The sequence below is a fragment of the Streptomyces albidicamelliae genome (assembly GCF_025642175.1).
GTDB lineage: Bacteria > Actinomycetota > Actinomycetes > Streptomycetales > Streptomycetaceae > Streptomyces > Streptomyces albidocamelliae.
Window position 1 is genome coordinate 2826395 of sequence record NZ_CP106795.1, and the last position, 14462, is coordinate 2840856.

Sequence of the window (14462 nt, forward strand, 5' to 3'; positions counted from 1 at the left end):
TGTTCCGGACGGGCCGGGGCGAAGCCGGCCCGTCCGGGAGTGACGCGTCGGTCACCGCTTCGACTTGGCCGCCTTCGGCGTCGCCAGACGGGAGCCGCTCCAGTCCTTGCCCACACTGACGCTCTTCGACGCCGTGAGGCCGGCCGTGGTGGCGGCGTCCTGGATCTCGCTCGGCTCCACATACCCCGAACGGCCGGTCTTCGGCGTCAGGAGCAGGATCGCGCCGCCCTCTTCGATGTACGTGGTGGCGTCCACCAGCGCATCCGTCAGGTCGCCGTCGTCGTCACGGAACCACAGCACAACGGCATCGGCCACGTCGTCGAAGTCCTCGTCCATCAGGTCGCCCTCGACGGCTTCCTCAATGGCCTTGCGGAGCTCCTGATCGACGTCGTCGTCGTAGCCGATCTCCTGGACCACCTGCCCGGGCTGGAACCCCAGCCTGCCGGCAGGGTTCGTCCGCTCCTCCGCGTGGTCCGCGGTCGCGCTCACGGGTTGCCTCCTGATCATGTCTTGGTGAATATCTCAGCCACGCGCGTGCGCGAAGCATTGGCCGTAGTCCACACGTGCGGGACGGATCGCGCAAGTACCCGGCCGCCGGGACCGCCGAAACGGTGACGATCCCGGCTGTGTCGACTCAACTCCTGGCACCGTATCCCGATTCTCCGCTGCTCACATCACGCCGAAGTGCCCGGAATGCCACGTTCGGAATCATGTGTTGTCACGCCTCTCGAACAACTTTGCCAATCACGTCACACCCCGGGCGTATCGTTGCGTTTTGACCGGCACTGTGCACCGTTACCCCGCAGTAGAGATGACGTACGTGTTCCCGAGGTACACGATGGGGAACGGTGCAGGCACGAACAGGACATGTGACACAGCGGCCCTCCGACAGGTAAGGAACAGCGTGGCTTCCGGATCCGATCGCAACCCGATCATCATTGGCGGCCTTCCGAGTCAGGTTCCTGACTTCGATCCCGAAGAGACCCAGGAGTGGCTCGACTCCCTCGACGCCGCCGTCGACGAGCGCGGCCGGGAACGGGCCCGTTATCTCATGCTGCGCCTGATCGAGCGGGCTCGCGAGAGGCGCGTGGCCGTGCCCGAGATGCGCAGCACGGACTACGTCAACACGATCCCGACCAAGAGCGAGCCGTTCTTCCCGGGCAACGAGGAGATCGAGCGCCGGATCCTGAACGCCACGCGCTGGAACGCGGCCGTGATGGTCTCGCGCGCCCAGCGGCCCGGCATCGGCGTCGGCGGCCACATCGCCACCTTCGCGTCCTCCGCCTCACTGTACGACGTCGGCTTCAACCACTTCTTCCGGGGCAAGGACGAGGGCGACGGCGGCGACCAGGTCTTCTTCCAGGGCCACGCCTCCCCCGGCATCTACGCGCGCGCCTACCTGCTCGACCGGCTCACCGACACGCAGCTCGACGGCTTCCGCCAGGAGAAGTCGAAGTACCCCGACGGCCTCTCCAGCTACCCGCACCCGCGCTCGATGCCGGACTTCTGGGAGTTCCCGACCGTCTCCATGGGCCTCGGCCCGCTCGGCGCGATCTACCAGGCGCGGATGAACCGCTACATGCAGGCGCGGGGCATCGCCGACACCTCCCGGTCGCACGTGTGGGCGTTCCTCGGCGACGGCGAGATGGACGAGCCCGAGTCGCTCGGCCAGCTCAGCCTGGCCGCCCGCGAGGGCCTGGACAACCTGACCTTCGTGGTCAACTGCAACCTGCAGCGGCTCGACGGCCCGGTGCGCGGCAACGGCAAGATCATCCAGGAGCTGGAGTCGGTCTTCCGGGGCGCCGGCTGGAACGTGATCAAGCTGATCTGGGACCGCTCCTGGGACCCGCTGCTCGCCCAGGACCGTGACGGTGTCCTGGTCAACCGGATGAACACCACCCCGGACGGGCAGTTCCAGACCTACGCCACCGAGTCCGGCTCGTACATCCGCGACCACTTCTTCGGCGACGACCACCGGCTGCGGGCGATGGTCGAGAACATGACCGACCACCAGATCCTGATGCTGGGCCGCGGCGGGCACGACCACCGGAAGATCTACGCCGCGTACAAGGCGGCCCTGGAGCACACGGGCCAGCCGACGGTCATCCTGGCCAAGACGGTCAAGGGCTGGACGCTGGGCCCGAACTTCGAGGGCCGCAACGCCACGCACCAGATGAAGAAGCTGACGGTCGACGACCTCAAGCGCTTCCGGGACCGCCTGCACCTGCCGATCTCCGACAAGGAGCTGGACTCCGGCCTGCCGCCGTACTTCCACCCGGGGCGGGACTCGGAGGAGATCCAGTACATGCACGACCGCCGCAAGCAGTGCGGCGGGTACGTGCCGACGCGGGTCGTGCGCGCGAAGCCGCTGCGGCTGCCGGACGACAAGGCGTACGCGACCGTGAAGAAGGGGACGGGCCAGCAGTCCATCGCGACGACCATGGCCTTCGTGCGTCTCCTCAAGGACCTCATGCGGGACAAGGAGATCGGCAAGCGGTTCGTGCTGATCGCGCCGGACGAGTACCGCACGTTCGGCATGGACTCCTTCTTCCCGAGCGCGAAGATCTACAACCCACTGGGACAGCAGTACGAGTCGGTGGACCGGGAGCTGCTGCTGGCCTACAAGGAGTCGCCGACCGGCCAGATGCTGCACGACGGCATCTCCGAGGCGGGCTGCACGGCCTCGCTGATCGCGGCCGGCTCGGCGTACGCCACGCACGGCGAGCCGCTGATCCCGGTGTACGTCTTCTACTCGATGTTCGGTTTCCAGCGCACCGGCGACCAGTTCTGGCAGATGGCCGACCAGCTGGCGCGCGGTTTCGTCCTGGGCGCGACCGCCGGCCGTACGACCCTGACCGGTGAGGGCCTGCAGCACGCGGACGGCCACTCCCAGCTGCTCGCCTCGACCAACCCGGCCTGCGTGGCGTACGACCCGGCCTACGCCTACGAGATCGCGCACATCGTGCAGGACGGCCTGCGCCGCATGTACGGCTCCTCGCCCGAGCACCCGCAGGGCGAGGACGTCTTCTACTACCTGACCGTCTACAACGAGCCCATCCAGCACCCGGCCGAGCCGGCCGGCGTGGACGTCGAGGGCATCGTCAAGGGCGTGCACCGGATCGCCGAGGCCACCGGCGGCTCGATCCCGGCGCAGGTCATGGCCTCGGGTGTCGCGGTGCCGTGGGCGCTGGAGGCGCAGCGGATCCTCGCCGAGGACTGGGAGGTCCGGGCGGACGTGTGGTCCGCGACCTCGTGGAACGAGCTGCGCCGCGAGGCCGTGGCGTGCGAGGAGCACAACCTGCTGCATCCGGAGGAGGAGCAGCGGGTGCCGTGGGTGACGCGGAAGCTCAGCGGCTCCGAGGGGCCCTTCGTGGCCGTGTCCGACTGGATGCGCGCGGTTCCGGACCAGATCGCGCGCTGGGTGCCGGGCACCTTCCAGTCCCTCGGCGCCGACGGCTTCGGCTTCGCGGACACCCGGGGTGCCGCGCGCCGCTTCTTCCACATCGACGCCCAGTCGATCGTGGTCGCGGTGCTGACGGAGCTGGCGCGCGAGGGCAAGGTCGACCGGTCCGTGCTGAAGCAGGCCATCGACCGGTACCAGCTGCTCGACGTCTCGGCGGCGGACCCGGGCGCGGCCGGCGGCGACGCGTGACCCTGCCGCGGCGCTGAGCCCGGCCCCCAGGGCGGTGGAGTTCCATCCTCCACCGCCCTTACCTTTTCTTTACGATGCGGGCATGGAACGACAACCGGCGCAGGCGGCCTGGGAACGGCGTACCGAGCGGCCCCTGCTGGGGCTGGCGGTGGCGTTCGCCGTCGCGTACGCGGTGCCGATCGTGGACGGGTCGGCGGGAGACTCGCTGACGACCGCGTGCACGACCGTCGAATGGGCGGTGTGGGGCGCGTTCGCGGTGGACTACGTCGTGCGGCTGGCGCTCGCGTCCCACCGCGGGGAGTTCGTCCGACGGCACTGGCCCGACCTGATCGCCGTGGTGCTGCCGGTGCTCCAGCCGCTGCGGCTGCTGCGTCTGGTGTCCACGCTGCTGCTGGTGGGGCGGCGGGCGCGGATGGCTCCGCAGATCCGGCTGACGACGTATGTGGTGGGGTCGGTGGTCGGGCTGCTGATGTTCGGCTCGCTCGCGGTGCTGTCCGTGGAACGGGACTCGCCGAACGGGAACATCCGGACGCTGGGTGACGCCGTCTGGTGGTCGTTCACGACGATGACGACGGTCGGGTACGGGGACCACGCGCCGACGACCGGACTGGGGCGGATGATCGCGGTCGGCCTGATGCTGTCCGGGATCGCCCTGCTGGGTGTGGTCACCGCGAACATCGCCGCGTGGTTCATCGGCCGGTTCGAGAAGGACGACGTGGAGGAGCGGCGGCAGACGGAGGCGATCGCCTCGCTGACCGAGGAGGTCCGGCTGCTGCGGGCGGAGGTGGCCCGTCTGACGGAACGGCAGGAGCAGCCTCGCTGACCGGGGCGCCGGCGGGGCCCGCGCCCCGCCGGGGCGCGGGCCCGCGCGGCCGGGACACCCGCTACAGGAGCCCGTGGCCCCAGGTGGCGGCGCCCGCCAGGGCGACGATCGCCAGCAAGGTGTCGATGGCGCCCAGGATCAGGGCCACCAGGGCCGGGATCTCACGGTCGTTGGACCATTTGCGGCCCATGGACTGCCAGCCGCAGAACATCGCGACCGGGCCGAGGACGATGCCCAGCGCGAAGAAACCCGCCACCGCGCAGATGGCACCGATGATCCCGAGCGTCGCGCGGTCCGGCCCGGACCGTTGCCACGTCCGACCACGTGACCGGGGGTACCCACGCGTTCCGTGCCCGAAGCCAGCCATCATCAACTCCCTGAGGCCTGTGGACAGTTCGGCTTCGGTGTGCGGGTACCCCGGTTGTGCCGGGGCAGACCTGCGCGCGCCGCCCCCCTCCGGCAGCGCGCGCCACGGCCCGGCCGTCCCCCCATGCCCTGCGGAGGACTTGACCCACTGTGACCTGTGGCGCGCGCCCGGGGCGAGCGATCTTGAGCCCCGTCACCCTGATGAGCGAATTCCGCCCGCCGAGGGGGGACGTTCGGGGATCAGATGTGACCCACGCCCGCGCCCGCCTCCGCGTTGGCGCCCCGCTTGGTGAGCAGCGCGACGAGCACGGCGACCGCCGCCACGCCGGCCGCCACCAGGGAGGCGAGGCTCATGCCGGAGATGAAGGTGTCGTGGGCGACCTGGCTGATCTTCGCGGCGATCGGCTCCGGGGTGCCCTGCGGCACCGGGGCCACGCCGACCTGGACCGCCTCGGACGCCTGGTCCAGCTGGGCCGGGGTCAGCTTCGGCAGTCCCGCGCCGGTCCAGTTGCCGGGCAGGTCGCTGTCCACCTTGGAGGCCATCACGGCGCCCAGCACGGCCGTACCGAGGCTGCCGCCGATCTGCATCGCCGCCTGCTGGAGGCCGCCCGCCACACCGGACAGCTCCATCGGGGCGTTGCCGACGATGACCTCGGTGGCGCCGACCATCACCGGGGCGAGACCGAGGCCGAGCAGGGCGAACCAGATCGACATCACCGCGCTGCCGGTCCCGGCCTCGAGCGTCGACATGCCGTACATGGCGACCGCGGTCACCGCCATGCCGCCGGCCAGCGGGATGCGCGGGCCGAGCCTGGTGATCGCGGCGCCCGCCAGCGGGGAGCCGACGATCATCATGCCGGTGAGCGGCAGCAGGTGCAGGCCCGCGTCGACGGGGCTCATGCCGTGCACCTTCTGGAGGTAGAAGGTGACGAAGAAGAGGCCGCCCATGAAGGCGATGGCCATGAGGACCATCAGCACCACGCCCGCGGACAGCGGGACCGAGCGGAACAGGCCCAGCGGGATCAGGGGTTCGGCGACCTTCGTCTCCCAGAAGGCGAACAGGCCGAAGAGCAGCACGGACGCCGCGAGGAACGCCCACGTCATGCCGTCGCCCCAGCCCCAGGTCGGCGCCTTGATGAGGGCCCACACCAGGCAGAACATCGCGCCGGAGAGCAGCACGATGCCGGGGAGGTCGAAGGAGCGCGGGGCGTTCTTCGCACGGTGGTCCAGCAGGATCAGCGCGCCGAGGACGAGGGCGAGCACGCCGACGGGCACGTTGATGAAGAACACCGACTGCCAGTTGACGTGCTGGACCAGGACGCCGCCGAGGATCGGGCCGCCCGCGGTGGAGGCGCCGATGACCATGCCCCAGATGCCGATCGCCATGTTGAGCTTCTCGGCGGGGAAGGTGGCGCGCAGCAGGCCGAGGGCGGCCGGCATCAGCAGGGCGCCGAACAGACCCTGGAAGACGCGGAAGGTGACGACCGCGGCGATGCTGTGGGACAGGCCGATGGCACCGGACGCCGCGGCGAAGCCGGTCACCCCGATGAGGAAGGTCTGCCGGTGGCCGAAGCGGTCACCCAGCTTGCCGGCGGTGATGAGGGTGACGGCGAGGGCCAGGAAGTAGGCGTTCGTGATCCACTGCACGTCGGCGAAGGTCGCGTGCAGGTCGTCGCGGATCGCCGGGTTGGCGATCGCCACGATGGTGCCGTCGAGGGCCACCATCATGACCCCGACGGCAACGGTGAGAAGGGTGAGCCATGGATGGCCGCGCAGGCCGGCGGCCGGGGTCGCCTCCGACGGGGCTGCCGGCGCCTTGTCCCCCGGCCCCGTGGTGTCGACGGTGGTCTGACTAGTCATACCTTCGAGGCTAGTGACAGCCACTGACAGTTGACAAACCAATTCACTAGTCGGTAACTGACAGGACACCGGCACAAGGGACGAGCCGGTCGGAAATTCACGGAAGAGAGACCATGGAGACGCTGCGCGAGCGCAAGAAGCGGCGTACCCGGGAGGCGCTGCTGCGGGCCGCTCTCGAACTCTTCACCACCAACGGGTACGAGCGGACGACCGTCGACGAGATCGCGGAGGCCGTCGACGTCTCCCAGCGCACCTTCTTCCGGTACTTCGCCGGCAAGGAGGACGCCGCGTTCGCGGTCCAGGTGATGACGGAGGCGCACTTCGTGGCCGCCGTACGCGCGCGTCCGGCGCACGAGGCGCCGATGGAGGCGCTGCGGCAGGCGGTCCTGGAGGGCTGGGACGCGATCCGGGAGACGGTCGAGTCGGCCGTCCCCGTCGAGCTCTACCTGCGGATGTACCGGACGATCGAGTCCACGCCCGCGCTGCTCGCCGCTCATCTGCGCCGCTCGGCCGCGACCGAGGAGACGATCGCGCGCGTACTGGCCGAGCGCGAGGGTGTGGACGTGGACGCGGACCCCCGGCCGAGGCTCGCCGTGGCCGTGTTCGGCGGGGTGATAAGGGTCACCGAACGGCAGTGGAGCACGGGCGGGGACTTCAGCCTGGAGGCGATCCGGACGCTCACCGCGGCGTACCTCGATCAGGTGGGTTCCGCGCTGACCGGGAACTGGCGCACGGCCTGAGGTCGTTGGCACGGCGTCCCCGAAGATCGACCCGCCGACCGCCCCGCAGATCACCGCCCGAGTGTTCGGTGCGCACTGAAACGTGATCCCCGTCACTCGGTTACCCCGAGACCCTCCCGTTCTCCTAGTGTGTCCTCCCAGTGACTTCCTTCGACACCTCCCCGCCGCTCAACGTCTGGCGCGCACTGCTGGCGCTGTCCGTCGTGTTCGTGATGCTCGCGACCACCGGCTGGACCGCCATGCGCAGCCACCGCGACTCGGGCGCGCTGCAGGCCTCGCTCACCAAGTGGGAGCACGGTCGCGTGCACGGCTTCCCGCTGCCGGACCCGGAGTCCGCCCCGGCACGGCTCGGCCGGTTCTTCGCCTCGCTGTCCGCCGCGGACCGCGACCGGCTCGCCCACCGCTACCCGCTCGCGGTGGGCAACATGAACGGCGCGCCCGTCACCCTGCGCTACAGGGCCAACCACATCGCGCTGGACCAGGCCCGCAAGGTGGAGAAGAAGCGCATGCACGACAACCGGCTCAGCGCGGCCGGTCAGCAGGACGCGGGCCGCCGTATGCACCGCTACGAGTCGCTGCTGAGCCGCGGCCGGCACATCCTGGCGTTCGACCCCGCCGGTTCGGGCCGGATCGCGGAGGTCTTCGGGAACCTCGACCGGGCGCAGCGGGTCTCGGTCGTCGTTCCCGGTGTGGACACCGACCTGCTCACCTTCCAGCGGACGTACCGCAGGTACACGGCCCCGGTCGGCATGGCCAAGGCGCTCTACTCCGCCCAGCGCGACGCCGGCCCCTCGACGCGGACGGCCGTGATCGCGTGGGCCGACTACACCGCGCCGGACGGGCTCGGTGTGGACGCGGCCACCGGCCTGCGCGCCCAGGAGGGCGCCGTGCGGTTGAACGGCCTGCTGCGGGCGCTGCCCGGCCGCGCCCGGGTGGCGATGGTCTGCCACAGCTACGGCACCGTGGTCTGCGGGGTCGCCGCCCACGACATGCCGCGCCGGGTGACCGACATAGCGGTGGCGGCGAGCCCCGGCATGCGGGTCACCAGGGCCGACCGGCTGGGCACCACGGCCCGGGTGTGGGCCATGCGGGACGCCACGGACTGGATCCAGGACGTGCCGTACCTGGAGCTCGGCGGGCTCGGGCACGGAGCCGACCCGGTGTCCTCGGCGTTCGGCGCGCGGGTGCTGTCCGCACGGGACGCGCAGGGTCACGCCGGCTATTTCCAGCCGGGCACGGACAGCCTGCGCAACCTCGCCGACGTCGGCGTGGGGGCGTACGACGCGGTGACGTGCGCCCATGAGAACGATGCGTGCCGGGCCGGTCTGCCCGGCACGACGACGGCCGGACGCGCGTAGAGACAACAGGAAGTGCGGTCTGCGCGGGTGGCGACGGAGGAGCACGTGCCGCATACGATGAGCCGCATGGGTGACGTACTGGCGGGTTTTCATGCCGTCTGGGAGTTCGAGTCCGACTCCGTGCTCATCCGCTACGAACGGGGGATTCGAACACCCAGGCTCTTCCAGGCACTCGGGGAACGGCGCATCCCGCTGTCCGCGGTCGAGGACGTGACGCTCACGGCGGGCAGGCGCGGCACCGTCGTCCTGCGCCTCGTGCCCCGGGCCGGCGCGGACCCGCTGATGGAGGCGGCCGCCGGCCAGCTCAAGGAGGGCTCCGACCCGTACCGGCTCGTGCTGTCCGCCGACCGCGAGACCCTCGCCGAGTACTACGCCGACGAGCTGAAGGGCCTGCTGACCGGTTCCGGTCCGGTGGACCGGTACCTGGTCGCGGTGCCCGAGGCGCCGCTGCACTTCAAGGCCGCCGACGCCAAGGCCTCCTTCGACGGCACGTCGGTGCAGTTCCGCTGGTCCTGGACCGGTGCCTCCTCGGCGAAGTGGAAGGCCGGCGACCAGAGCTTCCCGGTGGCCGGGCTGAGCGGGGTGGAATGGCGCTCGCCGGAGGTCTTCGAGGGGCACCTGCGCCTGCTGCCGCGCGAGGCGGCCGCCGAACGGCCGGCCCAGCCCGACCAGGACCCGGCCTCGGTGGTCTTCGGGCTCGGGTACGGGCCGGTGCACGAGTCGCTGCCGTTCGCGGCGGCCGTACTGGCGGCGGTCCGGACCCGGCCGTCGTCGGCGGTGCCGGTGCCGGCGCGCCGGGATCCCGCCGACATCGCCGAGCGGATCCGGCACCTCGGGGAGCTGCACCAGGCGGGGCTGGTCACGGACGAGGAGTTCTCCTCGAAGAAGGCCGAGCTGCTGGCCGAGCTCTAGCGGCCGCCGGCCGCGGGACGCAGGGTGTCGGCCGCGGGACGCAGGGGGTCCGGTGCCGGCTTCTCCGTGGCGTAGAAGCTGATCTTCCGGTCCAGGACGCCGAGGGTGTCGTGCAGTTCCGCGATCCGGGCCAGCACGTCCTCACGGGTCGACTCCAGCAGCTCCCGCCGCTCCGCGTACGTGCTCTCGCCCGCCCGCACCAGTTCCGCGTAGCGGACCATGTCCGCCACCGGCATGCCGGTCAGCCGCAGTTTGCCCACGAAGTCCAGCCAGTCCAGGTCGCGGTTGCTGTAGCGGCGCTGGCCGGTGTGCGAGCGGTCGACGTGCGGCATCAGGCCGATCCGCTCGTACCAGCGCAGGGTGTGCGCGGTGAGGCCGGTGAACGCGACGACCTCGCTGATCGTGTAGCGGTCCTCGCCGTCGGGGCGTGGATGGCGCCGGGGCGGGGCGGCGCAGATGTCGACGGGGTCGGTGGACGCGGCGTCCGCTGGCGTGGTCTGCATCACCGTCATGCCCCCACGCTATGACCTTCGAGTGCACTCCAAGCAAGCCGGCCCGGGTAAGAAAACCGCGGGACGCACGCCGGAGCCGGTGATTAGCGTGCGGTCCATGAGTCTCGTACGACGGGCCCTGCCCGAGGACGCCGCCGAGGTCCTGCGTCTGCGGCAGGTCATGATCGATTCGATGTTCGCGCCGGGAGGCGGCCCGGCCGACTGGCACGCGGAGTCCCTGCCGACGCTGCGGGACCGGCTCGCCGACGCGGACGGGGACTTCGTCGCCTTCGTCGTCGAGCGTCCCGGCCGGCCCGGGGCGCTGGCCGCGCTGGCGGCCGGAGCACTGGAGTACCGCATCGGGCGGACCGGCAATCCGCACGGGCGGGTCGGCCACGTCTTCAGCGTCGCCACCGACCCGGACGCCCGCCGGCGCGGCCACGCGCGCGCGTGCGTGGAGGAACTGCTGGAGTGGTTCCGGGGGCGCGGGGCCCGGCAGGTCGACCTCAACGCCTCCGCCGAGGCCGAGCCGCTGTACGCCTCGCTCGGCTTCGTGCGCAAGCCCGACCCCTCGATGCGGCTGGAGCTGTGAGCCGCATAGGCTCGACGGCATGTCGTTGCAGAGCCTGGCGCTGATCGAGAACTGGCCCGTCCCCACCGCCGCGGCGGGCGTCGTACGAGCCGACGGGACCGTCCTCGGGACCCACGGACCGGCCGGGCACCGCTTCCCGCTCGCCTCGGTGACCAAGCCGCTGGCCGCCTACGCGGCGCTGGTCGCGTACGAGGAGGGGGCGGTCGAGCTGGACGAGCCGGCCGGCCCGCCCGGGTCCACGGTCCGGCATCTGCTCGCGCACACCTCCGGTCTCGCCTTCGACGAGCACCGGGTGACGGCCCCGCCCGGGGAGCGGCGGCTGTACTCCAACGCCGGGTTCGAGCAGCTGGGGGACCACATCGCCAAGGCGACGGACATCCCGTTCGCGGAGTACCTGCGGCAGGCCGTGCTGGAGCCGCTGGGGATGACGGCCACCTCGCTGGACGGGTCCCCGGCCAGGGCCGGCGTCTCGACGGTCGAGGACCTGCTGCGGTTCGCGGCGGAGGTGCAGATGCCGCGGCTGCTCGACCCGCGCACGGTCGCGGAGGCGATGACGGTGCAGTACCCGGGCACCAAGGGCGTGCTGCCGGGGTACGGGCACCAGAACCCCAACGACTGGGGGCTCGGTTTCGAGATCCGCGACGGCAAGTCCCCGCACTGGACCGGCGGTTCCTCCTCGCCGCGTACCTTCGGCCACTTCGGGCAGTCCGGTACGTTCCTGTGGCTCGACCCCGACGCCGGGCTGGCCGCCGTCGCCCTGACGGACCGGGCGTTCGGGCCCTGGGCCGCCGAGGTGTGGCCGGCGTTCACGGACACGGTCCTTGGCGAGACACGCGGCGCGCACTGATCGGTGTCCGATAACCTCCCCCGTGCACAAGCGAATTACCGGCACAGGGCATCGGGGGTAAGTGATGGGCGGCCTGCAGACGGACGGCCAGTTCCGGCCGTTGGAGAGCGGTGACCCACAGGCGGTGGCGGCCTACCGGCTCGCGGCACGCCTCGGATCCGGCGGCATGGGCACGGTGTACCTGTCGTACACCCCGGGCGGGCATCCGATCGCCCTCAAGACGATCCGGCCGGAGCTGAGCGAGCACCCCGAGTTCCGCCGCAGGTTCCGGCAGGAGGTGCAGGCCGCGCAGCGCGTCCAGGGCCTGTACACCGCGCCGGTCATCGACTACGACACCGAGGGCGTGCGGCCCTGGCTGGCCACCGCCTACGTGCCGGGCCCCTCGCTGGCGGCGGCCGTCACCGAGCACGGCCCGCTCCCCGTGCCCACCCTGCTCCTGCTCGTCGCGGGTGTCGCGGAGGCGCTGTCGGTCATCCACGCCGCCGGCATCGTGCACCGTGACCTGAAGCCGTCCAACGTGCTGCTCGCCGGCGACGGCCCCCGGGTCATCGACTTCGGCATCGCCCGGGCCACCGACGCCACGGCGCTCACCGGCACCGGCGTCTCCGTCGGCACCCCCGCCTTCATGTCGCCCGAGCAGGCCGCCGGGAGGGAGATCACCCCCGCCTCGGACGTGTTCGCGCTCGGCCAGGTCGCCGCGTTCGCGGCCCGCGGCTCCGGTGCCTACGGCGACGGGCCCTCGCACGCCGTGCTGTACCGGATCGTCCACGAGGAGCCGGACCTCGGCGGCCTCCCGGACGCCCTCGGCTTCATCGCCCGCTGCCTGGCGAAGGACCCGGCGGACCGGCCCTCCCCGGCCGAGATCATCACGCTGTGCCAGGAGGCGTCCGCGGGCGGACTGCGGCAGTCCGGGGAGTGGCTGCCGGCGGCCATCGGCACGCAGATCACCCGGCGGGTCTCGGCGTCCGCCGCGCTGGCGGCCCAGCCCGCCGCGCCCACCCAGGCCCCGCCCGCGACCGCGCCGGTGACCCAGCCGGCCGCGGGGGTGCCGCCGCTCCCGGCGACCGCTCCGGTGACCCAGCCCGCCACCGCCATACCGGCACCGCCGGCCACCCCGCCCACGGGCACGCCCACCGCGGCGGTGCCGGCGCCGCCGCCGACCGCTCCGGTGACCCACGCCGACCAGCCGGCCCCGCACGCCCTGCCGACGGTGTCCGCGAACCCCTCCCCGCCGGCCACCGCACCGCACACTCCGCCGCCCACGCCCACGCAGCACACACCGGCGCCCGCCGCCGCGTCCCCCACCCCGCCGCCCGGGGCCGCGCACCACACGCCGGCGCAGCACACCCCGGTGCCGCCGCAGTCGTACGGCCCGCCGGCCGCGGCCGGTCCGGCCGCTCCGTGGCCCGGCGCGCAGCCGCAGCCGGGTCAGCGGCAGAAGCCGAAGCGCAAGGGACGGCTCGGCGTGATCGCCGCGGTCGTCGTGGCGGCGGTGCTGGTCGGCGGTGGCGCCGCCGTGTACCTGACCCAGATGGGCAAGGACACGAAGGACAAGGCCGCCGACAGCTCCGCGAAGGGCTCGGCCGCGCACGCCGGCGCCTCACCGGACGCGACGCCCGGCACCGACTCCGGCTCGGGTTCCGGCTCCGACTCGGACTCCGGCTCGGACTCCGGCTCGGCGGTCGGTTCCTCGCCCCGGCCCGACCCCAAGCCGATCAGCTTCAAGGGCATCGACATCCCGATGAACTACTACGTGCGGTTCGCGGACTCGCCGCCCAAGCCGCTCTACGACGACGTCGGCGCCCAGTACGTCGACGACGCCGACCTGTTCTACGAGAGCGGCAGCTTCGACGACGAGAAGATCCTCGGCAGCAGCGGCAAGAAGATCGTCCTGCTGAACAACGCGCAGCAGGGCTCGCTCGACACCTGCCGGACCGAGACCCGGTACGCCGAGCAGGCCAAGCTCTCGCAGCTGTCCCGGGGTTCGCAGCTGTGCGTGCACACCACCTCCGGGCACATCGCCCTGGTCACCTTCCAGGGCACCGCCCCGAAGTCCGACCTGGGCGACTACATGACGGTGGACGTCACGGTGTGGCGCAACGCCGAGGAGCCGTCCACCAAGGAGTGAGCGGGCGCGGCGGGGCTCACCGCGACAGCTCCCACAGCAGCAGTTCCGCCGCCGTGACCCCCTCCGCCTCCAGGTCCTTCGCCCCGGTGATCCGCGCCGCGTCGCCGGGGCCCAGTTCCTCGCCCGCGAGCCGTACGTCACCGCGGACCACGTGCGCGTACACGTACGTGGCGTCCGGTACGGCGGCCCGCTCCCCCGGTGCCAGGCGGCGCACGTGCAGCAGGGCGCCGGCCCCGGCGACGGCGTACGGCGTGGAGTCGGCGATGCCGGGGACCAGTTCGTAGGCGGGGGCACCGCCCGGGGCCAGCGGGGCCAGCCAGGTCTGGACGAAGGTGAGCGGGCCGGGCCCGTCGTTGCGTTCCACGTGCCGCACGCCCGCCGCCGAGCTGAGGTGCTGGACGTCGCCGGGGCGCACCGTCGTCTCGTGCCCGGTGGAGTCGCGGTGGGTCAGTTCGCCCTCGACCACCCAGGTCACGATCTCGGTGTGGCTGTGCGGGTGTTCGTCGAAGCCGGCGCCCGGCGCCAGCCGCTCCTCGTTGCAGGCGATCATCGCGCCGAAGCGCAGATTGTCCGGGTCGTAGTGCGGGCCGAAGGAGAAGGCGTGGTGGGAGTCGATCCCCGCCCCGGGGTCCCCTCCGCGGTAGCGCTCGCCGGCGCGCCGTACGTCCATCACGGGCACCACGGTAGTCGCCG

The 14462-nt window shown here is 71.9% G+C and carries 13 protein-coding genes; 8 read left to right on the forward strand and 5 right to left on the reverse strand.

What is annotated here, in order from left to right; translation table 11 throughout:
• Positions 1 to 51: 51 nt before the first annotated feature.
• The gene (locus N8I86_RS13160) at positions 52 to 489 is read right to left on the reverse strand and encodes a DUF3052 domain-containing protein (protein WP_079192454.1); all 438 of its coding nucleotides are present in this window, start codon (positions 487 to 489) and stop codon (positions 52 to 54) included.
• A gap of 415 nt (positions 490 to 904) precedes the next feature.
• Between N8I86_RS13160 and aceE the strand changes: the two genes are divergently transcribed.
• Together aceE and N8I86_RS13170 are read left to right on the forward strand one after the other, a co-directional pair.
• The gene (gene aceE / locus N8I86_RS13165; RefSeq protein ID WP_263277831.1) at positions 905 to 3652 is read left to right on the forward strand and encodes a pyruvate dehydrogenase (acetyl-transferring), homodimeric type; all 2748 of its coding nucleotides are present in this window, start codon (positions 905 to 907) and stop codon (positions 3650 to 3652) included.
• Between the two features lie 82 nt (positions 3653 to 3734).
• Complete coding sequence (locus N8I86_RS13170; RefSeq protein WP_123438015.1) at positions 3735 to 4475, forward strand: potassium channel family protein; 741 nt, start codon at positions 3735 to 3737, stop codon at positions 4473 to 4475.
• Between the two features lie 61 nt (positions 4476 to 4536).
• Here N8I86_RS13170 and N8I86_RS13175 read toward each other — a convergent pair whose 3' ends face one another.
• Positions 4537 to 4845 carry a small hydrophobic protein gene (locus N8I86_RS13175; RefSeq protein WP_073893593.1) on the reverse strand — a complete coding sequence of 103 codons (309 nt, stop codon included), beginning with the start codon at positions 4843 to 4845 and terminating at the stop codon, positions 4537 to 4539.
• A gap of 236 nt (positions 4846 to 5081) precedes the next feature.
• Positions 5082 to 6701: an MFS transporter gene (locus N8I86_RS13180; protein ID WP_263277832.1), complete on the reverse strand. Its 1620-nt coding sequence runs from the start codon at positions 6699 to 6701 to the stop codon at positions 5082 to 5084.
• Positions 6702 to 6814: 113 nt separating this feature from the next.
• Between N8I86_RS13180 and N8I86_RS13185 the strand changes: the two genes are divergently transcribed.
• From N8I86_RS13185 to N8I86_RS13195, 3 genes are all read left to right on the forward strand, one after another.
• Positions 6815 to 7441, forward strand: a complete 627-nt coding sequence (locus N8I86_RS13185) for a TetR family transcriptional regulator (RefSeq protein WP_123438013.1) — start codon at positions 6815 to 6817, stop codon at positions 7439 to 7441.
• A gap of 140 nt (positions 7442 to 7581) precedes the next feature.
• Positions 7582 to 8799 carry an alpha/beta hydrolase gene (locus tag N8I86_RS13190; protein ID WP_073893599.1) on the forward strand — a complete coding sequence of 406 codons (1218 nt, stop codon included), beginning with the start codon at positions 7582 to 7584 and terminating at the stop codon, positions 8797 to 8799.
• A 66-nt stretch (positions 8800 to 8865) separates the two neighbouring features.
• Positions 8866 to 9711: a DUF4429 domain-containing protein gene (locus tag N8I86_RS13195; protein WP_263277833.1), complete on the forward strand. Its 846-nt coding sequence runs from the start codon at positions 8866 to 8868 to the stop codon at positions 9709 to 9711.
• Here the strand turns inward: N8I86_RS13195 and N8I86_RS13200 are convergent.
• Complete coding sequence (locus tag N8I86_RS13200) at positions 9708 to 10223, reverse strand: MerR family transcriptional regulator (RefSeq protein ID WP_073893603.1); 516 nt, start codon at positions 10221 to 10223, stop codon at positions 9708 to 9710. The genes N8I86_RS13195 and N8I86_RS13200 overlap by 4 nt on opposite strands.
• A gap of 97 nt (positions 10224 to 10320) precedes the next feature.
• On the opposite strand from N8I86_RS13200, the gene N8I86_RS13205 reads away from it, so the two are divergent.
• The 3 genes from N8I86_RS13205 to N8I86_RS13215 all read left to right on the forward strand — a co-directional run bounded on the left by N8I86_RS13205 (position 10321) and on the right by N8I86_RS13215 (position 13769).
• Positions 10321 to 10794, forward strand: coding sequence for a GNAT family N-acetyltransferase (locus N8I86_RS13205; protein WP_073893605.1), 474 nt, complete (start codon positions 10321 to 10323; stop codon positions 10792 to 10794).
• 19 nt (positions 10795 to 10813) lie between these two features.
• Positions 10814 to 11641, forward strand: a complete 828-nt coding sequence (locus N8I86_RS13210; RefSeq protein ID WP_263277834.1) for a serine hydrolase domain-containing protein — start codon at positions 10814 to 10816, stop codon at positions 11639 to 11641.
• Positions 11642 to 11705: 64 nt separating this feature from the next.
• Complete coding sequence (locus N8I86_RS13215) at positions 11706 to 13769, forward strand: serine/threonine-protein kinase (RefSeq protein ID WP_263277835.1); 2064 nt, start codon at positions 11706 to 11708, stop codon at positions 13767 to 13769.
• Between the two features lie 16 nt (positions 13770 to 13785).
• On the opposite strand, the gene N8I86_RS13220 is transcribed toward N8I86_RS13215, so the two are convergent.
• A complete protein-coding gene (locus N8I86_RS13220; RefSeq protein WP_263280096.1) occupies positions 13786 to 14439 on the reverse strand; it encodes a pirin family protein in 654 nt (217 codons plus the stop codon).
• Positions 14440 to 14462 lie beyond the last annotated feature (23 nt).